Annotated in this window: 21 protein-coding genes; 5 read left to right on the forward strand and 16 right to left on the reverse strand. The window is 63.8% G+C overall.

What is annotated here, in order from left to right; all coding sequences use genetic code 11:
* Positions 1–31: 31 nt before the first annotated feature.
* The 14 genes from NKH63_RS23765 to NKH63_RS23830 all read right to left on the reverse strand — a co-directional run bounded on the left by NKH63_RS23765 (position 32) and on the right by NKH63_RS23830 (position 15,761).
* On the reverse strand, positions 32–502 hold the full coding sequence (locus NKH63_RS23765; RefSeq protein ID WP_352481890.1) for an EF-hand domain-containing protein: 471 nt from the start codon (positions 500–502) through the stop codon (positions 32–34).
* Positions 503–647: 145 nt separating this feature from the next.
* Positions 648–3,614 (reverse strand): bifunctional [glutamine synthetase] adenylyltransferase/[glutamine synthetase]-adenylyl-L-tyrosine phosphorylase, encoded by a 2,967-nt coding sequence (locus tag NKH63_RS23770; RefSeq protein WP_352918898.1) that lies wholly within the window; start codon positions 3,612–3,614, stop codon positions 648–650.
* Entirely contained in the window at positions 3,614–5,083 is a 1,470-nt protein-coding gene (locus NKH63_RS23775; protein ID WP_352481892.1) for a sensor histidine kinase, read from the reverse strand. Before NKH63_RS23775 ends, NKH63_RS23770 begins: the two co-directional genes overlap by 1 nt.
* 6 nt (positions 5,084–5,089) lie before the next feature.
* The gene (locus NKH63_RS23780; protein ID WP_254819962.1) at positions 5,090–5,764 is read right to left on the reverse strand and encodes a response regulator transcription factor; all 675 of its coding nucleotides are present in this window, start codon (positions 5,762–5,764) and stop codon (positions 5,090–5,092) included.
* 299 nt (positions 5,765–6,063) lie between these two features.
* Positions 6,064–7,620 (reverse strand): Do family serine endopeptidase, encoded by a 1,557-nt coding sequence (locus tag NKH63_RS23785; protein ID WP_352481893.1) that lies wholly within the window; start codon positions 7,618–7,620, stop codon positions 6,064–6,066.
* Between the two features lie 116 nt (positions 7,621–7,736).
* Positions 7,737–8,204 (reverse strand): cytochrome c-type biogenesis protein, encoded by a 468-nt coding sequence (locus NKH63_RS23790; RefSeq protein WP_352481894.1) that lies wholly within the window; start codon positions 8,202–8,204, stop codon positions 7,737–7,739.
* Positions 8,201–10,189 (reverse strand): heme lyase CcmF/NrfE family subunit, encoded by a 1,989-nt coding sequence (locus NKH63_RS23795; protein WP_352494823.1) that lies wholly within the window; start codon positions 10,187–10,189, stop codon positions 8,201–8,203. The genes NKH63_RS23790 and NKH63_RS23795 overlap by 4 nt, the downstream gene beginning before the upstream one ends.
* A gap of 71 nt (positions 10,190–10,260) precedes the next feature.
* Entirely contained in the window at positions 10,261–10,704 is a 444-nt protein-coding gene (gene ccmE / locus NKH63_RS23800; RefSeq protein ID WP_023718386.1) for a cytochrome c maturation protein CcmE, read from the reverse strand.
* 3 nt (positions 10,705–10,707) lie between these two features.
* The gene (gene ccmI / locus NKH63_RS23805) at positions 10,708–11,838 is read right to left on the reverse strand and encodes a c-type cytochrome biogenesis protein CcmI (RefSeq protein WP_023718387.1); all 1,131 of its coding nucleotides are present in this window, start codon (positions 11,836–11,838) and stop codon (positions 10,708–10,710) included.
* Positions 11,839–11,955: 117 nt separating this feature from the next.
* Positions 11,956–12,390, reverse strand: coding sequence for an RT0821/Lpp0805 family surface protein (locus NKH63_RS23810; protein ID WP_023718388.1), 435 nt, complete (start codon positions 12,388–12,390; stop codon positions 11,956–11,958).
* A gap of 109 nt (positions 12,391–12,499) precedes the next feature.
* Entirely contained in the window at positions 12,500–13,912 is a 1,413-nt protein-coding gene (locus NKH63_RS23815) for an ATP-binding protein (RefSeq protein ID WP_051409642.1), read from the reverse strand.
* A 10-nt stretch (positions 13,913–13,922) separates the two neighbouring features.
* The gene (locus NKH63_RS23820) at positions 13,923–14,588 is read right to left on the reverse strand and encodes a response regulator transcription factor (RefSeq protein ID WP_352481898.1); all 666 of its coding nucleotides are present in this window, start codon (positions 14,586–14,588) and stop codon (positions 13,923–13,925) included.
* A gap of 64 nt (positions 14,589–14,652) precedes the next feature.
* The gene (locus NKH63_RS23825) at positions 14,653–14,952 is read right to left on the reverse strand and encodes a hypothetical protein (RefSeq protein WP_023718391.1); all 300 of its coding nucleotides are present in this window, start codon (positions 14,950–14,952) and stop codon (positions 14,653–14,655) included.
* A gap of 398 nt (positions 14,953–15,350) precedes the next feature.
* The gene (locus tag NKH63_RS23830; protein ID WP_023718393.1) at positions 15,351–15,761 is read right to left on the reverse strand and encodes a DUF3168 domain-containing protein; all 411 of its coding nucleotides are present in this window, start codon (positions 15,759–15,761) and stop codon (positions 15,351–15,353) included.
* A gap of 234 nt (positions 15,762–15,995) precedes the next feature.
* Between NKH63_RS23830 and NKH63_RS23835 the strand changes: the two genes are divergently transcribed.
* Positions 15,996–16,244, forward strand: coding sequence for a hypothetical protein (locus NKH63_RS23835; protein WP_352481900.1), 249 nt, complete (start codon positions 15,996–15,998; stop codon positions 16,242–16,244).
* A 44-nt stretch (positions 16,245–16,288) separates the two neighbouring features.
* Positions 16,289–16,513, forward strand: coding sequence for a hypothetical protein (locus NKH63_RS23840; protein ID WP_352481901.1), 225 nt, complete (start codon positions 16,289–16,291; stop codon positions 16,511–16,513).
* Here NKH63_RS23840 and NKH63_RS23845 read toward each other — a convergent pair.
* Both NKH63_RS23845 and NKH63_RS23850 read right to left on the reverse strand, forming a co-directional pair.
* On the reverse strand, positions 16,510–16,776 hold the full coding sequence (locus tag NKH63_RS23845; RefSeq protein WP_023718394.1) for a DUF1488 family protein: 267 nt from the start codon (positions 16,774–16,776) through the stop codon (positions 16,510–16,512). The genes NKH63_RS23840 and NKH63_RS23845 overlap by 4 nt on opposite strands.
* The gene (locus NKH63_RS23850; protein ID WP_023718395.1) at positions 16,773–17,045 is read right to left on the reverse strand and encodes a hypothetical protein; all 273 of its coding nucleotides are present in this window, start codon (positions 17,043–17,045) and stop codon (positions 16,773–16,775) included. Before NKH63_RS23850 ends, NKH63_RS23845 begins: the two co-directional genes overlap by 4 nt.
* A gap of 243 nt (positions 17,046–17,288) precedes the next feature.
* On the opposite strand from NKH63_RS23850, the gene NKH63_RS23855 reads away from it, so the two are divergent.
* From NKH63_RS23855 to NKH63_RS23865, 3 genes are all read left to right on the forward strand, one after another.
* Positions 17,289–17,627, forward strand: a complete 339-nt coding sequence (locus NKH63_RS23855; RefSeq protein ID WP_352481902.1) for a co-chaperone GroES — start codon at positions 17,289–17,291, stop codon at positions 17,625–17,627.
* A gap of 102 nt (positions 17,628–17,729) precedes the next feature.
* The gene (groL, locus tag NKH63_RS23860) at positions 17,730–19,349 is read left to right on the forward strand and encodes a chaperonin GroEL (protein ID WP_352481903.1); all 1,620 of its coding nucleotides are present in this window, start codon (positions 17,730–17,732) and stop codon (positions 19,347–19,349) included.
* An 82-nt stretch (positions 19,350–19,431) separates the two neighbouring features.
* Positions 19,432–19,587: a hypothetical protein gene (locus NKH63_RS23865; RefSeq protein ID WP_352481904.1), complete on the forward strand. Its 156-nt coding sequence runs from the start codon at positions 19,432–19,434 to the stop codon at positions 19,585–19,587.
* The last annotated feature ends 27 nt before the right edge of the window (positions 19,588–19,614 follow it).

Genomic DNA, 19,614 nt, shown 5'->3' on the forward strand with positions numbered 1-19,614 from the left:
CGGCTCGCGCCGCCGGAGAGGTTATTAATTCTCACTGCATGCCGTCATTGCCGTCGCCGCCCCATTGGTGGTGACGGCCGGGACCCTTCGGCAGTTCGTTCTTCTCGATCTTGCCGTCATTGTCGCGGTCGAGCATGGCGAACACCTTCTTCTGGCGGCTGGTGATGTCGTCGGCGGTCAGCGTGCCGTCGCCCTTGGTGTCGTAGCGGGCGATGATGCGCCTGGCCATCTGCTCGAAGCGTGCCTTCTCCAGCGCGTCGGCGAGCTGTGCCACGGTCAGCTTGCCGCCATTGTCGGCGACCATCTTCTTCAGCCGCGCGTTCATGGCGTCGGAGAACTGGTCGAAGGTGATGGTGCCGTCATTGTCCTTCATGACCTTACCGAGGCGCATCATCATGCCCTCGCGCGGCCCGGCGCCGGAGTGCTCGTCTGCATAGGCAGCGGTGCCGACGGCGCCGGCCAGGGCTGCGAAAACGAGTGCAAGTCTGGTCGTCTTTCTCATGGTCTTCTCCTGTTGCATCGTCACCCCCGATGCTAGAGCGGCAGATCTTCAATCCCCGCTCTATCTCCTTGTTTGAGCATCGGAAGCTCCCAAAGCAGGTCGCCACTTTTGGCTCCGATGCTCTCGCCCGTTCGGCCGATTGCCGTCACGGTTGTTTCGCACGAAGCAAAAGGTCAAAATCCTTTCTGACCTTCTGCGACGTCTCCTTGAGGTGCGCTTCAAGCACACCGAAATCCGGCAGGTCGGTGACCGCCAGAAGCAGATCCGAAAGCCCTGGCGGAACGTCGTCGCGTTCGAACGCGCCGGTAAGGCAAAGCCGTATTATCTGGGTCAGCGCCAGATAGAGCGAATAGGCATCCACCAGTTCCTGCCTGACCTGGGCGCTGGCGAAATCCGGCGCCAGGCGCGACAGGATGTCAGCCGTGCCGGTGGCCCTGCGGCCTGCCTCGATCTTTCCGGTAATCACCGCAAACTGGGCGATGAATTCGAGATCGATGAGGCCGCCCGGGATCAGCTTGATGTCCCAGGTATCGCGCGGCGGCTTCTCCTTGTCGACCATGGCGCGCATCTCGGATGCCTCGGCCATCACCTTGACTGGATCGCGCGGCAGAGCGAGCACTGCGGCAACTTCCCCTTCGACCTCGCGGCAGAGCTCGGCATCGCCGCCGATCGCGCGGGCTCGCGCCAGCGCCATGTGCTCCCATGTCCAGGCGTCCTGGCGCTGATACTTCTTGAAGGCGTCGACATGCGTGGCCACCGGCCCCTTGTTGCCGGACGGCCGAAGGCGAAGGTCGAGCTCGTAGAGCACGCCCTCGGCGGTCGGCGCGGAAACGGCGGCGATCAGCCGCTGCGTCAGCCGGCTGTAGTAATGCGACGGGGCAAGCGGCTTGTCGCCGTCGGACTCCTCGGCATCGGCGTCGTGATCGTAGAGCAGGATGAGGTCGACGTCGGAACCTGCCGTCAGTTCGCGGCTGCCGAGCTTGCCCATGCCGAGCAGTGCGACCCTGCCGCCGGCAATATAGCCATGACGCAGCGCGAATTCGGTCATCACCGCCTGCAATGCCGCTTCGATAGTCAGATCGGCGAGATCGGAAAAAGCGCGGCCGGCGCGCGGCGGATCGATCGACCCGGCAAGCAGCCTGACGCCGATCAGGAACTTTTGCTCCGAAGCAAAGATGCGCAGTCGGTCGAGCACGTCCTCATAGGCCCTGTCGCCTTCGAGGAAGGCGGCAAGACGCGCCGACAGATAGGCACGGTTGGGCAGTTCACTGAGCAGCGCCGGATCGAGCAGGCCGTCGAAGACATGTGGCCGGCGCGTGATGATGGCGGCCAGCCGCGGTGCCGCGCCCATGATCGTCGCCATCAGCTTCAGCAAAGCCGGGTTCGACTGCAGCAGGGAAAACAGCTGGATGCCGGCAGGCAGGCCGGCAAGGAATTCGTCGAAGCGGATCACTGCCTCGTCCGCCCGCCGCGTCTGGCCGAAGGCTTGCAGCAGCGCCGGCGTCAGTTCGGTCAGCCGCTCGCGCGCTTCCGCCGACCGGGTGACGCGATACCGGCCGAAGTGCCAGCCGCGGATAACCCGGCAGATGTCGCTCGGCCGCTGGAAGCCGAGCCGCTTCAGGGTCTGCAAGGTGTCGGGATCGTCGACGTCGCCGGTAAAGACCAGATTGCCGATGCCTGCCGAAAGCTCCGGCGCGGTTTCGAACAGCGCTGCATAGTGGCGCTCGACCTGGTGCAGGGCCGCGCGAAACGCTTCGGCAAAGCCTGCCGCATCGGCAAAGCCCAGCATGCGGGCGACGCGCTCCAGCCCCTCTTCGTCCTCCGGCAGGATGTGCGTCTGCTGGTCGGCAACCATCTGGATGGCGTGCTCGACGCGGCGCAGGAACCAGTATTGCCTGGTGAGCGCATCGCGCGCATCGGCAGTGATCCAGCCACGCGCGGAGAGTTCGCCAAGCATCGGCACGGTCTCGCGGCCGCGCAGTTCGGGAAAGCGACCGCCGGCGATGAGCTGCTGGGTCTGGACGAAGAACTCGATCTCGCGGATGCCGCCGCGGCCGAGCTTGACGTTGTGGCCCTTGACCGCGACCTCGCCATGGCCCTTGTGGGCGTGGATCTGGCGCTTGATCGAATGGACGTCGGCGATCGCCGCATAGTCCATGTATTTGCGCCAGATATAGGGCTGCAGTTCCTTCAGGAACGCGGCGCCGGCGGCAAGATCGCCAGCCACCGGGCGCGCCTTGATCATGGCGGCGCGCTCCCAGTTCTGGCCGCGCGCCTCATAGTAGCGCAGCGCCGCCTCGACCGGGATCGCCAGCGGCGTCGAGCCGGGGTCGGGACGAAGCCTGAGATCGGTGCGGAAGACGTAACCGTGCTCGGTGCGGTCCTGGAGAATGCGGACCAGCCGGCGGGTCAGGCGCGAAAACAGCTCGGTGGCATCGAGCGGATCGACGACGGCAGGCGCATCGGGGTCGAAGAAGACGACGAGGTCGATGTCGGAGGAGAAGTTCAGCTCATGCGCACCGAGCTTGCCCATGCCGAGCAGGATCCAGCCCGAGCGTTGCGCCGGATTTTTCGGATCCGGCAAACTGAGCTTGCCTTGCTCATGCGCGTCGCGGAGCAGGAAATCGACGGCTGCACGCGTGCAGGCGTCGGCAAGGTCGCTCAGTCGCCGCACCGTCAGCGAAGTCTCGGCCTCGCCGGCGAGATCGGCCAAGGCGATCAGGAAATGCGCCTCCGCCTTGCATCGGCGCAGCTCCATCATCAGGCTGCCTTCGGAGACGGCCTCTGCGCGCGCTGCCTTGTCGACCGCGGCGCCGATCGATGACAGCCGCGCCTCGATGGTCTCGTCAAAAAGCGCATCGAGGATTCGCGGCCGGCGGCGCGCGGTATCGCGCAGGAACGGCGACAGGTCGAAAACGGCGGCGAGGAAATCCTGGACGACCCCCTTGCCGGCGAGAAATTTCGCCAGTCGCGGCAGTTCTTCCTGCCGCGCGGCGTCGGCGATCTCCGCCAATTCCTGCCTGGCGCGGCTTGCATCCAGCGGAACGAGCTTTACCGCCGGCTTCAAAAGCCAGTCCGTCTCGCGGCGTCGCGCTACCATCCTCGCCACCATCAGCGATCCTCCCGCCCGGGAAAACTCATGACGACGGACAATCCGGGATTGCCGGGCAGAAGCTCAAGCCGTCCATTGTGGAACGTCATGATCGCCTTGGCGAGGCTCAAGCCAAGGCCGGAACCCGGCTGCGAGCGGCTCTTTTCCAGCCGCACGAAACGCTCGGTCACTCTGGCGCGGTCGACATCGTCGGGAATGCCCTGGCCGTTGTCGGAAACAGCAAGCCTGATCTCGCCATCGATACGCTCCAGCGTCACGCGAACCGTAGGCCTGGAGGTCGAGTCGGTCGAATATTTGATCGCGTTGTCGACGATATTGGACAGCGCCTGGCCGATCAGCTCGCGATTGCCGTTGACGGCGAAGGCACCCTGTACCGAGGTTTCGAGCGTCACACCCGCCTCTTCCGCCACAGGCTCGTAGAGTTCGACGACGTCGTGCACGGCAGCGGCTAGGTCGACCCTGGTGGTGCTTTCGGAGGAATAGCCGGCCTCCAGCCGTGAGATCATCAGGATGGCGTTGAAGGTCTTTATCAGCTGATCGGATTCGGCGATCGTTCCTTCCAGCGCCTGTCGGTAGTCGCTGGTGTTGTGCTTGCCGGAAAGCGTCGCTTCGGCGCGATTGCGCAGCCTGGTCAGCGGCGTTTTCAGGTCGTGGGCGATGTTGTCGGAGACCTGCTTCAGCCCCTCGTTCAACGTGGCGATCCTGGCCAGCATGGAATTGAGGTTTTCCGACAGCCGGTCGAACTCGTCGCCGGCGCCGGTGACCGGCAGCCGGCCGGAAAGATCGCCGCCCATGATGCGGCGGCTCGCCTCCGACACGCTGTCGATGCGCTTCAGCGCCGCGCGCCCGACGAAGAACCAGATCAGCAGCCCGCCGACGCCCATCATGCCGAGCGCCAGCATCAAGGCGCGGCGAATGACGGCGCGGAAGCGCTCCGGCTCGCCGAGGTCGCGGCCAACCAGCATGATCATCTGGTTGGGCAGGCGCAGCACCAGGGCGATGGCATTATGGCCCTTCTCGCCTTCGGCCTGTACTTCGCTCTGGGCGGGCTCGTTCGGGTCGGAGACCGGGTTGCGCTGCCGCTCGAGCTCGCCCTCGCCGAAGCGGCGGTAGGAGAACGGTTCGGTGGTCCAGCCCTCGGCCTCGATCACGCCCGGCTCCAGGCTCTGCACGTTGCCGGTCAGGATCTGGCCGTTGGCATCGGCGATCAGATAGAGATTGGCGCCGGGCTGGCGGGAGCGCTGCTCGACGACGCGGACCAGCACCGGCAGGCCGCCGCGCTGATAGGCGCGGGCAAGGCCGAGTACCTCGTCGTTGATCGTCTCCTGCGTCTGGGCAGTCAGCATGCGCGCCGAGAGCGAGGTCATGTACAAGACCAGCAGCACAGCGCACAGCGCAAAAAGCAGAAGATAAAGCGCTGAAAGCCGCGCTGCCGTCGTCCTCATGATGGCCGGCACGGAAAGGGCCATGGGGTTCTAGCCGCTTTTCAGCATATAGCCGGCGCCGCGAACCGTGTGCAGGATCGGCTTGTCGAAGCCCTTCTCAATCTTGCCGCGCAGCCGCGAGATATGAACGTCGATGACGTTGGTCTGCGGATCGAAATGGTAGTCCCAGACGTTCTCGAGCAGCATGGTGCGCGTCACTACCTGGCCGGCATGGCGCATCAAATATTCGAGCAGGCGGAACTCGCGCGGCTGTAGCGTTATCTCGCGCCCGGCGCGCCGCACCGAATGCGACAGCCGGTCGAGTTCGAGATCACCGACCCGGTAGACGGTTTCTGCCTCCCTGGCGCTGGCGCGGCGGTTCAGCACCTCGACGCGGGCGAGCAGTTCGGAAAAGGCGTAGGGCTTGGTCAGATAGTCGTCGCCGCCGGCACGCAGACCGGTGACCCGGTCGTCGACTTCGCCGAGCGCCGACAGGATCAGCACGGGCGTCGTATTGCCTCTGGACCTGAGCCCGGCAATGACGGACAGGCCGTCGCGGCGCGGCATCATGCGGTCGACGACCATGACGTCATAGTCGCCGGAATCAGCGAGTGCGAAGCCGGTTTCGCCGTCTCCGGCGACATGGGCGGTATGGCCGGCCTCGGCGAACGCCTTCTGCAGGTAGTCGGCCGCCTCGCGATCGTCTTCTATGACGAGAATCTTCATAGAACCGTTATACGCGATTTCGCTGGAAGATTGAGTGGCCGGCATATGCATCGTGGCCGTCTCCATGGCGTATCGCGAACAAGGTGATTCAGGGATACGCGGTAAGTCTTTGTTTTAGCATGCCGTAGCCTAAACCGCTTCACGCTTTGAGCGGCATGTTCGAGCGGCAGCGGGCGATCGGAAGCCCGCTGCCGCTGGGGCGGAACACGATGACTGACTAACGTATTCAGGCCCCGTGCTTTCCCGTGCGGCGGCTCGGGGGTGTGAAAACCGCCGCACCGGAAAAGTCGAGCCGGTCGTCAGCCCTTGGCGACAGGCAGCGCGACGAAGCGGTTGCTGTCGTCGCGGGTGATCTGCATCAGCACCGCCTTGCGTCCGGACTTCACCGCGTCGGCCATCGCCTTGTCGATGTCGCCGGTGCCGGTCACTTCCGTCGAATTGACGGAGGTGATGACGTCACCGGGCTGGATGCCGCGATCGGCGGCATCGCTGTCGGGGTCGACATCGGTCACCACAAGACCCTTGCCATTGTCGGACTTGGTGACGGTCAGGCCGAGATCGGCCAGCGTGTCGGTCTTCGGCGCGGGTGCAGGCTGCTGGTCGGCCGAGGCCTGCTTGTCGCTCGACGGCAGCTTGCCGAGATCGACCTTGACCGCCTCGCTCTTACCGTTGCGCCACACCGTGACATCGACCGATTTGCCGGGCGGGTAAGCGCCGATCAGACGGGCGAGTTCCTTCGGCGAAGCAACGTCCTTGCCGTCCACCTGAGTGATCACGTCACCGGCAGTGATGCCGGCCTTCTTGCCGGGACTGTTGTCCTGCGCGCTGGCAACGAGCGCGCCCTTGCCGGACCCAAGGCCAAGCGACTCGGCGATTTCGGGCGTGACCGGCTGGATTTCGACGCCGAGCCAGCCGCGCTGGACTGTGCCGTTCTTCATCAGATCCTGCACGACCTGCTTGGCGGTCGAAGCGGGAATATCGAAGGCAATGCCGACGCTGCCGCCTGACGGCGAGAAAATCGCGGTGTTGATGCCGACGACCTGGCCGTTGAGATTGAAGGTCGGGCCGCCCGAATTGCCGCGGTTCACCGAGGCGTCGATCTGGATGAAGTCGTCATAGGGACCGGCGCCGATATCGCGGCCGCGGGCCGAAACTATGCCTGCGGTAACCGTGCCGCCGAGGCCGAACGGATTGCCTACCGCCACCACCCAGTCGCCGACGCGAACCTTGGAATCATCGGCGAAGTCGACATAGGTGAACTTGCTGCCATCATTGACCTTGAGCACGGCAAGGTCGGTGCGCGGATCGGTGCCGATCAGCTTGGCGTCGAGTTCCTTGCCGTCATTGGTCACCACGGTGAAGGCGGTGCCTTCCTCGACGACATGGTTGTTGGTGACGAGATAGCCGTCATCGGAGATGAAGAAGCCCGACCCTTGCGCCACCGGCCGCGGCTGGTCGTTGTTGCGGTCACGGTGCCCAAAACGGCGCATTCCGTTCGGACCCTGGTCGCCGCCTTGGTCGCCAAAGCCGCGGAATTCGCGGAAGAACCGGCGCAGCTGCGGATTGTCGGGAAGATTGCCTAGGCCGTCCTCGTCGTCCATCTGGCCGGAACCGTCATCGGCCGTCGACTGGATCTTGGCCTTGACGCGCACGCTGACGACCGCCGGCGAAACGCGCTCGACCACATCGGCGAAGCTCGGGACCTGCGGTGCCTCGACACGCACGGCATCGGCCAGAACCGGGGCTGTCCCGGTGGCAACAGCACCAAAGCCGATCGCGCCGGCAATGGCTAGGGATGCGGCTGCGGCCAGCAGGCGTTTGCGGGTGCGAAGATATGAATTGGGGGCAACATTCATGGTTCTCGTATCCTCTTTTCAAGGGACGCCCCTTGATTGGCATCCTCGACAAAGGAAATAGAGAGCCGCACATTACGGCGCCATTTCCGGTACATGAAACTTTCGTAATGTTAGGATCAATCGCGGCGGAGTATCGCGTCCAACGCCGCCTTCTCGTCCGAGGTCAGGGCAGCGGTCGCTGTCGAGCGGCGCGAGCGAGCGGCCAGCAGGATGAACGTCCCGCCAACGAGCAGCAGAAGAACTGGCGTGCCCCAGAGCAAGGCATTGCGCAGATTGAAGCGCGGCTTCAGCAGCACAAATTCGCCGTAGCGCGAAACGACATAGTCCATCACCTGCTGATCGGTATCGCCGGCGACCAGGCGCTGGCGCACAAGGATGCGCAGGTCACGGGCAAGGTCGGCATCGGACTCGTCGATCGACTGATTCTGGCAGACCATGCAGCGCAAGCCTTCCGACAAAACGCGCGCCCTCGCCTCGAGCGCCGGGTCGGCGAGCACCTCGTCGGGCTTGACCGCCTGCGCGGCGCCGGCGAACAACAGCGCCAGCAAGAGGACCAGCGAGGCCAGCGTGACCCTTTGGCTCATGGCGGGCTCGCCGATGGCACGGCGCCCGCCGGCTTGCGGGACGACGGCGCGCCGACACGCAGGCGGCGGTCGAGCAGCGACATCGCCGCACCCGCCATCATCACCAGGCCGCCACCCCAGATCAGCGTCACCAGCGGCTTCCACCACAGACGAACGACTACAGAGCCGTCGCTGGCCTCGTCGCCAAGCGAGAGATAGAGCTGGCTGAAGGCGATCGTGCTGATGCCGGATTCGGTCGTTGTCATCTGGCGCACCGGGTATGAGCGCTTGGCTGAGGTGATCTCGCCAGCGATGCTGCCGTCAGCGCCAAGCAGGGCGAAGCGGCCGCGATCCTCGCTGTAGTTAGGCCCCTGGGCCGGGTAGAGCCCCTCGAAGCGCAGGGTGTGGCCGGACAGTTCGACTGTATCGCCGGCATGCATCGACAGGATTTTTTCGGTGCCGAAGCAAAGCGTGCCGACAATGCCGAGCGTCGTCAGGCCGAGGCCGAGATGCGCAAGCGCTGTGCCGAAGACCGAGCGCGGCAGGCCGGCGAAGCGCCTGAGCACGGTGGCGGGCGCGACGGTGCCGAAGCCGGATTTGACGGCGAGATCGGTGAACGCGCCGCAGATCAGCCAGAAGGCAAGGCCGACACCGAGTGCCGCCAACACCGAAGCGCCATCGATGAACAGGGCGGTCACCAGCACGGCGAGCAGCGCCGCCGCGAAAGCCGCCATCAGGCGTTGGGCGACCGCGAAAATGTCGCCGCGCTTCCAGGCGAGCAGTGGCCCGAACGGCACGACGACCAGCAGCGGCACCATCAGCGGGCCGAATGTCAGGTTGAAGAACGGCGCGCCGACAGAAATCTTGTCGGCCGAAAGCGCTTCGACTACGAGCGGGTAGAGAGTGCCGACCAGCACGGTGGCGGTGGCGGTGGTCAGGAACAGATTGTTGAGGACCAGCGCGCCTTCGCGCGAGATCGGGTGAAACAGGCCGCCGGCCGTCAGCCGGGAGGCGCGCAAGGCAAACAGCGCCAGCGAGCCGCCAATGAACAGCGTCAGGATGCAGAGGATGAAAACGCCGCGCGTCGGATCGGTGGCGAAGGCGTGGACTGAGGTCAGCACGCCGGAGCGCACCAGGAAGGTGCCGAGCAGCGACAGCGAGAAGGTCAGGATCGCCAGCAGCAGCGTCCAGATCTTCAGCGCCGAGCGCTTTTCCATGACAATCGCCGAATGCAGCAGCGCCGTGCCCGCCAGCCACGGCATGAAGGACGCGTTCTCGACCGGATCCCAGAACCAGAAGCCGCCCCAGCCGAGCTCGTAGTAGGCCCAGTAGGAGCCCATGGCGATGCCGCCGGTGAGGAACATCCAGGCGACCAGCGTCCACGGCCGCACCCAGCGCGCCCACGATGCGTCGATGCGGCCCTCGATGAGGGCGGCGACCGAGAAGGAAAAGCATATCGAAAAGCCGACATAGCCGAGATAGAGCAGCGGCGGATGGATGGCGAGGCCGAGATCCTGCAGGATCGGATTGAGATCGCGGCCCTCGATGGGCGCCGGATTGAGCCTGACGAACGGGTTCGACGTCGTCAGGATGAACAGCAAGAAAGTAGCGCCGATCGCTCCCTGCACCGCAAGCACATTGGCCCGGAGCGTCGCCGGAAGATTGCCGCCGAAGACGGCGACAAGCGCGCCGAAGAAGGTCAGGATCAGCACCCAGAGCAGCATCGAACCTTCGTGATTGCCCCAAGTGCCGGTGATCTTGTAGATCAGCGGCTGCAGCGAATGCGAGTTCTCCCAGACGCTCTCCACCGAAAAGTCGGAGCCTGCATACGCGGTCGCCAGCGCCACGAAGGACAGCGCTGTCAAGGCAAAGCCGGTCAGCGCGGCGGGTGCGCCGACGGCCATCATCTTGTGGTTGCCGGTGCGCGCACCGAACAGCGGCACCACCGTCTGCACCAGGGCCAGCGCAAACGCCAGGACCAGGGCGAAATGTCCGGTTTCAACCATTATCGCCGCGCTCGCCAGGTTTTGCCGCAGGTTCTTGCCGCAAAACCGTGGAACACTTTTGCGGAACCTCTCTAGTCACTCTTGCTCTCCTGCCAGACGCCCTTGGCCTTGAGGCCGTCGGCCACTTCCTTGGGCATATAGGTCTCATCATGCTTGGCGAGCACGCTGTCGGCGACAAAGATTCCGTCAGGGCCGAACGAGCCTTCGGTGATCACGCCCTGCCCTTCCCGGAAAAGGTCGGGAAGAATGCCGGTATAGGTAACCTTGACGTCCTTCTGGTTGTCGGTCACCGAAAAGGCGACGGTGGCGCCCTGGCTACGCTCTACTGTGCCTTTTTCGACGAGGCCGCCGAGCCTGATACGCTGGCCCGGCTGAAGGCTGGCGGTGGCCAGATCGGCCGGCATGTAGAAGTAGGAGGCCTTCTGGCCGAGCGCATAGAAGGTCAGCCCGGTGGCAACCCCGAGGAAGGCCAGCCCCGCAGCGATCACCGACAGTCGTTTCTGCTTGCGCGTCATCGTCTACTCCGTCGCCGTCACGCCGAGCGAGGCGGCAAAGGCGGTGAATTTCCTGGCCTGGTCGCTGTCCGCGCCAAAGACGGCGATACCGCGATTGAGTGCGTCACGCGCCTGATCTGTCTTGCCCAGCACGGCATAGGAACGAACGAGCTGCATCCACCCTTCCTCGTCGCGCGGATTTTGCCGAAGCTTTTCGTCGAGGCCGGCAACCATGGTGCTGATCATGGCTTGCCGGTCCTGCGGCGACATCGAGGAGGCAGCATCGATATCGTCGGCGCTCGGCCCTTTCGCGGGCGCCTCCGAAGCGACGTTGCGGGCGGCGGATTCAGCGAGCGCCTGCTCGACGGCACCGCGCCACGGCGAGCCCTGCGGCAAGGCGGCAAGCATCTTTTGCCAAGCCGCCGTCGCTTCAGCTGTGCGGCCTTCCTGCGCCAAGCCCATGGCGAGATAGAACGAGGCCTTCGGGTTTGCCGGATCGAGCTTCAGCGCCGCCTCGAAAGCAGCCTGGGCGTCGGCTGAAACGATGCCGCCGGCCGCATTGGCGATCGCCTCGCCGAGGCCGGCTTGACGGGCGGCACTGTCGCCGTCAAGGCGAATGGCATTGCGGTAGGCGGTTACCGCATCGGCGTATCGCTGCATGCGCAGATAGACCGGCGCCAGCACGTCCCAGCCGCGGCCATCGGACGGGTTGGCCGCAAGGTGCGCTTCGGCGCGTGCCACCAGCTCGTCCACCGAGCTGTCGGCGGGGTTCTTGGCCAGGCGTTCGCTGAGCGGCTGCGACGGCAGGTCGGGTGAGCCGAGCTGGCCGTAAAGGCCCCAGCTGACCAGCGGAACCACCAGCACGGCAGCGGTCGCCACCAGCCTTGTCGACCGCTGTGTCGCCGTCGTGCCGGCCGGGCCGGCATTGCTCAGGCGAAGGATGCGGCGGGCGATCTCGGCGCGCGCCTCTTCGGCCTCCATTGGCCGGATCAGGCCACGCGCCACGTCGCGGTCAAGCTCGGCCAATTGGTCGCGATAGACTTCAAGGTCGTGATCGCCGGCAGCGGACGTGTTCTTTGTTTCGCCCGCCAACGGCAGCAGCACCGCCAGGCTTGCGCCCAGCGTCAGGATTGCGGCTATGACCCAGAACAGCATGGCTCTTCCAATAGAACGAGACCCTTGCCCTGCCAACACAAGCGTGCTGCGACGCTTTGGCGGGACCGCTCCGATCGATAGTGCCGGACCGGGATCGGTGTATCAACGGCCGGCGAGCTACGTCAGCGGGGTCCAGCTGCCGTCGGCATTGCGACAGGCGGTTCCGCGCGCGGTGGCGCCGGCAGCGCCGGTAAACACCGTATGGGTGTATTGCCGGCAGTCCTGCGAGCCGACGCGATAGGGCTGGGCGGCGACAACTTCGCCGCGATGGGCCGAACTGTCGCTCTTCCACGCCACCTTCTGGCCGCTCGCCGTATATTCAAGCGCCTTGTATTCCGCCTCGAGCGCGCTGCGCTTCTCGGTCTCGCTCAAGCCGGTGCCGATCGAGCCACCGACGAGGCCGCCGCCCATGGCGGCGATGATCGTCGTCGCGACCTTGGCGCCACTGGGAGGCGTGGCGGCCGGTGTCACCGTAACGGCTGGGCCCTTGCCGAGCGTCGTACAGCCGGAGACGGCGAGCAGGGCGGAAACGAGCGCGACGCGAATCTTCATGCCAATACCGGCTTTCTTGAGCTGGACCGCCGCGCTGTCAGCAGGCTGGCGCGGCCATAATGTCGATGTTTATCGGAAATTTGGCCGCAGCCAGCCGCCCGGAAAAGCATTACTGAAGGCTCCGCAATCGAACCACCGCCTTCAATCCACCCATGACGGATCGTTCCAGCGCCAGAACGCCTCCATACTCGTTGATAAGGTCGGCGACAATGGCAAGTCCGAGCCCGCTGCCGGGTTTTGTCTCGTCGAGACGCCGTCCGCGCTGCAATGCCTCGCGCGCCTTGTCTTCGGGAATGCCGGGGCCGTCATCCTCGATGGCTATCTCGAACAGATTGGCCGCCCCTTCCCTGCCGGCGATGGGCTTGACGGAAACGGCGACCGCGCTCCTTGCCCATTTCATCGCATTGTCGAGCAGATTGCCGAGCAGCTCCTCAAGGTCCTCACGTTCGCCGGCAAAGACGATGTCGGTGGCCGGCAGCGAGAGCGAGAGCGCGGTCCGCGGGTTGAGCTTCTGCAGCACGCGCACCATGCGCTGGACCAGCGGCGCCACCGGCGTGCGGTAAACGACGCTGTCGCGCTGCGCGGCAACGCGGGCACGTTGCAGATAGTGGTCGACCTGCTTCTGCATGGAAGCGGCCTGCTCGGCGATGAGCTGGCCCTTGGCGCCACCCAGCGCCCGCCCCTCGTTGAGCAGCACGGCCAGCGGCGTCTTCAGCGAGTGCGCGAGGTTGCCGACCTGCGTGCGCGACCGCTCGACGATACGCCTGTTGTTCTCGATCAGCGCATTCGTCTCGTTGGCGAGCGGCTCGATCTCGGCCGGGAAGCGGCCGTCGAGGCGTTGCGCAGTTCCTTCGCGCACCATGGCAAGGGCATTCCTGACCCGGCGCAGCGGCTGCAGGCCGAGCAGGATGGCGATTGCATTGATGGCGATCATGCCGACGCCGAACAGCGACAGATAGGTCAAAAGGCGCCGCTGGAAGGTGGCGATTTCCTGCTCGAGCTCGGTCTGGTTGCCCATGACACGGAAGCGCGCGGCGCGGTTTTTCGCATCGAGGACGAACTCGCTCTCGAACACCTCCAGTTGCTCGCCTTCGATGCCGTCCGCCGAATAACTGCGCTGGAAGCTGGCATTGAATGGCACCTCGGCAACGCTTGGCGACGGGATCGCCTTGGTCATCGACGACGAATGGAGATCGCCGTGCACGCCTTCCGAGGCGGGCTCGACCGACCAGTACCAGCCGGAATTCGGCTCCGAGAACCTCAAATCGCCAAGGTCGGGAGCGCCGGTCAATTGGCCGCTTTCGGAAACGCCGACCGAGCCGATCAGGTTGAACAGATGCGCCGAGAGCAGGCTGTCGAAACCGCGCTCGCTGGCCTGGCGATAGAGCGTGGTGATCAAGGTGAAGATGACGACCAGAGTGAGGATCGCCCAGACCGTGGAAAAGGCGATGACGCGAAACGCCAGCGAACGCGGCCATGACCGCAGCGACGGCGTGTTCGAGACGGCGGGTTTTGTAGGCAGCGGTTCCGCGTTACGCCTCCGGCTTACGCATGCGGTAGCCCATGCCGCGAACGGTTTCGATGATGTCGATGCCCATCTTCTTGCGAAGCCGTCCGACAAAGACCTCGATCGTGTTTGAATCGCGGTCGAAATCCTGGTCGTAGAGATGCTCGACCAGTTCGGTCCGGGACACGACCTCGCCCATATGGTGCATCAAATAGGCAAGCAGGCGGAATTCATGCGATGTCAGCTTCAGCGGTACACCATCGACGTCGGCCTTGGAGGCCTTGGTGTCGAGGCGCAGCGGTCCGCAGGTCAGCTCCGACGAGGCATGCCCGGCGGCACGCCGGATCAAGGCCCGCACCCTGGCCAGGATTTCCTCGATGTGGAAAGGTTTGGTGACGTAGTCGTCGGCGCCTGCGTCGATACCGGCAACCTTGTCGCTCCAGCGGTCGCGTGCCGTCAGGATCAGCACCGGCATCTTGCGGCCGCCACGGCGCCAGCGCTCGACCACGCTGATGCCGTCCATCTGCGGCAGGCCGATGTCGAGCACGACGGCATCGTAGGGCTCGGTGTCGCCGAGAAAGTGCCCTTCCTCGCCGTCGAAAGCGCGATCGACGACATAGCCGGCATCGATCAGCGCGTCGCCGATCTGCCGGTTGAGATCCTTGTCATCTTCGACGACGAGTACGCGCATGCGGGAGGCCTGTTGAAGCTGTTCAGATATAGGCCGATTCCGGCAGACTGGGAAACGGCACGGTTCAGTTCAGCGGAACGACGATCTCCGAGCGACGCGGACGCTGCCCTTCTTTGCCCGGAACCAGCACGACGATGACGCAGACCGGCTGGCCGCCGCGTGTCGACTGCGAGGCCTTGGCCAGGGTGCCGCCATTCTGCTCGGCCACCTGCTGGCCGATCGCATAGCAGTCCGAGGCGGCGAGGACGACCGGTTGGGGCTGCTCGGGCACGACAACGGGGATCGCCATCGCCTGCGACGCAAGCAGACCGGCGGCTGAGAGCGCCAGTGCCGCGGTCCGGAAGTGGGAGCAAAGGATGTTCATGGTCAGCGTTCTAACGCGCTGGTGCTGAACGTGATATGAACGGTGAACGCTCGAATGCATGCCCGCCACACCCCTGAAGCGCGAGATTACCGGATTGCCATCTCGCCGCCCGTCTCGCGAAATCGCCAAAGTTTAACCTAGCCCTCCGATCCTTCGCCGACAACCGGCATCATTTGGCGGAGAAGGCAATCGCTTCAGGTGTGCGCCGACTTCGACAATCGATCCGGGACAATCGATCCGGCAACCGAAGGCAGGTTCAGGCGAACCGACCTGAAACAAAAAAACCCGCTCGGCGGCGGGTCGTTGGCGCCAATCAGCACCATAGTGAAATTAGTAGCATAGCTGCCGGCACAAAGCAAGAACAAAATTGCCCGATTCTTACGGAAAGTGCCCGGCGGTCAGCCCTCATCCTCGATCATGGCGCGGAAACGCAGCAGCCCGTGATGGGCCGAAAGGTCCTCGTCGTAGCGGGCTTCGGCGAATTCGAGCTTGAGATAGGCGCGGCGATGTTCGCCAAGCGAGAGTGCCGCATCTCGCAAGCGGGCGCTGACCAGGTCCATGATGTCGAGCGTTTCCTTGCTGGCCTCGGACTTCGACCAGACATGCAGCGTCAGCAACTGCTCGGCGTTGTTCTCCGTGCCCGTAGCCCAGTCGTAAACGCTGGTGCGGCCGAAGGTCATGTGGGGAAACGCAACATTTTCCGGCGCACGGTCGAACAATCTTGCGTCGCCCAGTGCCGCCGATAAATCGGGATCGCCATTCACTGCCTCGAATATGGCCTTCTGCAATTCGACGGGTGGCGCGGTCATTGTCTTTCCCCTCGCCCGTCGCGTCGACCTCCCTGCTGCGTAGCTGCGTTGCATGGCGGCATCCCGGCAAAGCGCGAATCAGCGCGTCTCATACGGATTATGAACCTTCATGATCTCGGGAATAAGCCCTGCTACTGGAACCCGCGACGCCGCGGCCTTTCGCGTCACGGACGCCCTTGAGGGTGACGCGAATTCATTTGGCGTGCAGAGCGTTCGAAGAACGATGCTATGAAGATGTCTGGTTTCCAAACATTCGAGGTCGTTTTCGTGCGCGAGCCATCGCTGCTGCCTGTTTTCGGAAAGCTTGGGGTCAGGGCGCGGCCGGTCGCGATTGCGGCGCCGACCATGTCGATGACCATCAAGAATTTGGTCAATCGCACTCGGGAGCTGCTCTCGGCGCATGGTAGCCTGGCCCTGAAGCTGTTCGTCGTTTTGTGGACGGTGCTTGTCGTGGCGGCAATATTCTTCGTCGCCCAAGCCTGACCGAGCGACATTCATCGATCGGGCGGAAACTAAAGGATGCCAAGATGGCAAACCGCTACGCGCTGCGTATGGAACGTCCTCACAGCTGGACCGTCTTCGACGTCTTCACCGGCCAGCCTGTCGAGCTCAAGCAGCAATCCATGGTCGGCATGAACACGTGCGATGCGGACGCGATGGTCGATCGGCTGAACAGTCGTGACATCGCGGCGGATGCAGGCGGACCGGAAGCCCCGAGAAAGCGTCTTGTGGACGGATCGCGACGGATCTAGCGAAAATCGGCCGCAGTCAGCACATATATGCTCCTGCGGGTGCGGGCATAGGCATTCCTGGCGACATCGTGGATCGAGCTGGAAGCCGTGTCGAAGGCCGCCAGATAGGTAGCTTCCGAGGCCGCCGTTCCCGGCTGCACTTTGGAGATGGCATCGGTTGCGACAGAGAAGGAAATCTGGAACATGCCGTCATGGCCGACGAAGCGGATGCGTTTGCTTGCCTCGTCGTAGCTGCGGCTGGGATTGGGAAATGTCAGGCTCATGATTTGGCCTCCGTCGATGCGGATACGGCCTGCTTGACTGTCCGCGCCGCCCGCTTCTTCTTTGGGGCGACCGGATTCAGAGCTGCCGCCGCGCGATCCGCCTCTTCCTTGGCCAGTCGCAATTCCCTCAGTCTTGCCGTTTTGATCGCCCTGGCCTTGGCCTCCGAGAGATATTCGGCAGTTGCCTTGTTCCGCTCCGCCGTTTTCTTTTGATTTTCCATGAAGCGAGCCTGAGCTTTTTCCATGATGTTCTGATTGCCTTCGGCCATCGGTAAAATCTCCCTTGCAGCGAAAGTCGTGAGTGTGAACTTCACCGTAAAATAGGTGTTCAAAGACAGAAATTCAATTTCATTAATATTCGGCAATGCCCGAACACCAAGGGATAGCCAGGCAAAATAATTCATTCAATATTTGACATACCCCATGAATATTTTTTGGCACTCCTATCAATCGAGTGCCAAGGCGCCTATAGAGAGGGGCGGCCGCCTAAGCCGGCCCCAGAAAGAGTCCCCATGAAATTCCGGCCACTCCACGATCGCGTCGTCATTCGGCGCGCCGAAAGCGACACCAAATCCAAGGGCGGCATCATCATCCCCGACAATGCCAAGGAAAAACCGCAGGAAGGCGAAGTGATCGCCGTCGGGCCGGGCGCGCGGGACGAAAGCGGCGCGCTGATGGCGCTCGACGTCAAGGCCGGCGACCTCATCCTGTTCGGCAAATGGTCCGGCACCGAGGTCAAGATAGACGGCGAGGACCTTGTGATCATGAAGGAGGCCGACATCATGGGCATCATCGAGAAGAGCGAGATGGGCATCATCGACAAAACCGTGGCTGCCAAGAAGGCCGCCTGACTGGAATGCCGCGCGCCCTGCCGGGCGCGCAAAGGATGCTCCAAGCTTTGATTCAGGCGCGCTGCAAGCGTCTTGCCACAACCAACCGAACTGGAAAAAATCATGTCTGCCAAAGAAATCAAATTTTCCACCGACGCGCGTGACCGCATGCTGCGCGGTGTCGAAATCCTCAACAACGCCGTCAAGGTGACGCTCGGCCCTAAGGGCCGCAACGTCATCATCGACAAGGCCTATGGCGCGCCGCGCATCACCAAGGACGGGGTGACTGTGGCCAAGGAAATCGAACTTTCCGACAAGTTCGAGAACATGGGCGCACAGATGGTGCGCGAAGTGGCCTCGAAGACCAACGACCTCGCCGGCGACGGCACCACCACCGCCACGGTGCTTGCCGCTTCCATCCTGCGCGAGGGCGCCAAATTCGTTGCCGCCGGCATGAACCCGATGGACCTCAAGCGCGGCATCGACCTTGCCGTCACCGCCGTCGTCAAGGAAATCCAGGCTCGAGCCAAGAAGGTCAAGTCCTCAGGCGAGATCGCGCAGGTCGGCACCATTGCCGCCAATGGCGACACCAGCGTCGGTGCCATGATCGCCAAGGCGATGGACAAGGTCGGCAATGACGGCGTCATCACCGTTGAGGAGGCCAAGACCGCCGAAACCGAACTCGACGTCGTCGAAGGCATGCAGTTCGATCGCGGCTATCTCTCGCCCTATTTCGTCACCAATGCCGAGAAGATGCGCGCCGAGCTGGAGGAGCCTTACGTGCTCATCCACGAAAAGAAGCTCGGCAATCTGCAGGCGCTGCTGCCCATCCTCGAAGCCGTGGTGCAAAGCGGCAGGCCGCTGTTGATCATCTCCGAGGACGTCGAGGGCGAAGCGCTGGCGACGCTGGTCGTCAACAAGCTGCGCGGCGGCCTCAAGGTCGCGGCCGTCAAGGCGCCTGGCTTCGGTGACCGCCGCAAGGCGATGCTGGAAGACATCGCCGTGCTCACCGCCGGACAGATGATTTCCGAGGATCTCGGCATCAAGCTGGAGAACATCACCATAGAGATGCTCGGCCGCGCCAAGCGCGTGCTGATCGAGAAGGACACCACCACGATCATCGACGGCGCCGGCGAGAAGGCCACCATCCAGGCGCGCGTCCAGCAGATCAAGGGGCAGATCGAGGAAACCACTTCCGACTACGACAAGGAGAAGCTGCAGGAACGTCTCGCCAAGCTGGCGGGCGGCGTTGCCGTCATCCGCGTCGGCGGCGCCACCGAATCCGAGGTCAAGGAAAAGAAGGACCGCATCGACGATGCGCTGAACGCCACCCGCGCGGCCGTCGAGGAAGGCATCGTTCCCGGCGGCGGCGTCGCGTTGCTGCGCGCCAAGGCTGTGCTGAACGGGCTGACCGGAGCCAATGCCGATGTAACGGCGGGCATTTCGATCGTGTCGAGAGCGCTCGAAGCGCCGATCCGGCAGATCGCCGAGAATTCCGGCGTCGAAGGTTCGATTGTCGTCGGCAAACTCGCCGACAGCAAGGACCACAATCAGGGCTTCGATGCCCAGAACGAGGTCTATGTCGACATGATCAAGGCCGGCATCGTCGACCCCGCGAAGGTGGTGCGGACGGCGCTGCAGGACGCGGGCTCGATTGCGGCGCTACTGATCACTGCTGAGGCCATGATCACAGACGTTTCAGCCAAGGAAGCCGCTGCTTCGCCCGGCGGCATGGGCTATTGACCAGCCGCTGCCGGAAACAAGCCTGAAAGACAGCCGCCGGGGGATATTCCCCGGCGCGCGCCATCGGCAAGGAGATCGATCCATGATCGCATTCGTCCCGAAGCCAAATGCAGCCACGAAGACCAAAGTGGCAGAGGAAAGCCGCTTCGATCGCATTCGCAGGCTTGCCGACAAGCACAGGACAGCCGCCGGGGGATATTCCCCGGCGCGCGCCATCGGCAAGGAGATCGATCCATGATCGCATTCGTCCCGAAGCCAAATGCAG

This window comes from Mesorhizobium sp. M0960, assembly GCF_040319055.1.
GTDB lineage: Bacteria > Pseudomonadota > Alphaproteobacteria > Rhizobiales > Rhizobiaceae > Mesorhizobium.

What these genes read in the sequence shown, in the direction of transcription:
- NKH63_RS23835 (WP_352481900.1), top strand. Translation starts at nt 15,996, where the DNA reads ATGTCTGGTTTCCAAACATTCGAGGTCGTTTTCGTGCGCGAGCCATCG.
- NKH63_RS23840 (WP_352481901.1), top strand. Translation starts at nt 16,289, where the DNA reads ATGGCAAACCGCTACGCGCTGCGTATGGAACGTCCTCACAGCTGGACC.
- NKH63_RS23810 (WP_023718388.1), bottom strand. Translation starts at nt 12,390, where the DNA reads ATGAAGATTCGCGTCGCGCTCGTTTCCGCCCTGCTCGCCGTCTCCGGC.
- NKH63_RS23855 (WP_352481902.1), top strand. Translation starts at nt 17,289, where the DNA reads ATGAAATTCCGGCCACTCCACGATCGCGTCGTCATTCGGCGCGCCGAA.
- NKH63_RS23865 (WP_352481904.1), top strand. Translation starts at nt 19,432, where the DNA reads ATGATCGCATTCGTCCCGAAGCCAAATGCAGCCACGAAGACCAAAGTG.
- NKH63_RS23850 (WP_023718395.1), bottom strand. Translation starts at nt 17,045, where the DNA reads ATGGCCGAAGGCAATCAGAACATCATGGAAAAAGCTCAGGCTCGCTTC.
- ccmI (WP_023718387.1), bottom strand. Translation starts at nt 11,838, where the DNA reads ATGCTGTTCTGGGTCATAGCCGCAATCCTGACGCTGGGCGCAAGCCTG.
- NKH63_RS23785 (WP_352481893.1), bottom strand. Translation starts at nt 7,620, where the DNA reads ATGAATGTTGCCCCCAATTCATATCTTCGCACCCGCAAACGCCTGCTG.
- ccmE (WP_023718386.1), bottom strand. Translation starts at nt 10,704, where the DNA reads ATGACGCGCAAGCAGAAACGACTGTCGGTGATCGCTGCGGGGCTGGCC.
- NKH63_RS23780 (WP_254819962.1), bottom strand. Translation starts at nt 5,764, where the DNA reads ATGAAGATTCTCGTCATAGAAGACGATCGCGAGGCGGCCGACTACCTG.
- NKH63_RS23825 (WP_023718391.1), bottom strand. Translation starts at nt 14,952, where the DNA reads ATGAACATCCTTTGCTCCCACTTCCGGACCGCGGCACTGGCGCTCTCA.
- NKH63_RS23795 (WP_352494823.1), bottom strand. Translation starts at nt 10,189, where the DNA reads ATGGTTGAAACCGGACATTTCGCCCTGGTCCTGGCGTTTGCGCTGGCC.
- NKH63_RS23790 (WP_352481894.1), bottom strand. Translation starts at nt 8,204, where the DNA reads ATGAGCCAAAGGGTCACGCTGGCCTCGCTGGTCCTCTTGCTGGCGCTG.
- groL (WP_352481903.1), top strand. Translation starts at nt 17,730, where the DNA reads ATGTCTGCCAAAGAAATCAAATTTTCCACCGACGCGCGTGACCGCATG.
- NKH63_RS23830 (WP_023718393.1), bottom strand. Translation starts at nt 15,761, where the DNA reads ATGACCGCGCCACCCGTCGAATTGCAGAAGGCCATATTCGAGGCAGTG.
- NKH63_RS23820 (WP_352481898.1), bottom strand. Translation starts at nt 14,588, where the DNA reads ATGCGCGTACTCGTCGTCGAAGATGACAAGGATCTCAACCGGCAGATC.
- NKH63_RS23765 (WP_352481890.1), bottom strand. Translation starts at nt 502, where the DNA reads ATGAGAAAGACGACCAGACTTGCACTCGTTTTCGCAGCCCTGGCCGGC.
- NKH63_RS23770 (WP_352918898.1), bottom strand. Translation starts at nt 3,614, where the DNA reads ATGGTGGCGAGGATGGTAGCGCGACGCCGCGAGACGGACTGGCTTTTG.
- NKH63_RS23845 (WP_023718394.1), bottom strand. Translation starts at nt 16,776, where the DNA reads ATGAGCCTGACATTTCCCAATCCCAGCCGCAGCTACGACGAGGCAAGC.
- NKH63_RS23775 (WP_352481892.1), bottom strand. Translation starts at nt 5,083, where the DNA reads ATGGCCCTTTCCGTGCCGGCCATCATGAGGACGACGGCAGCGCGGCTT.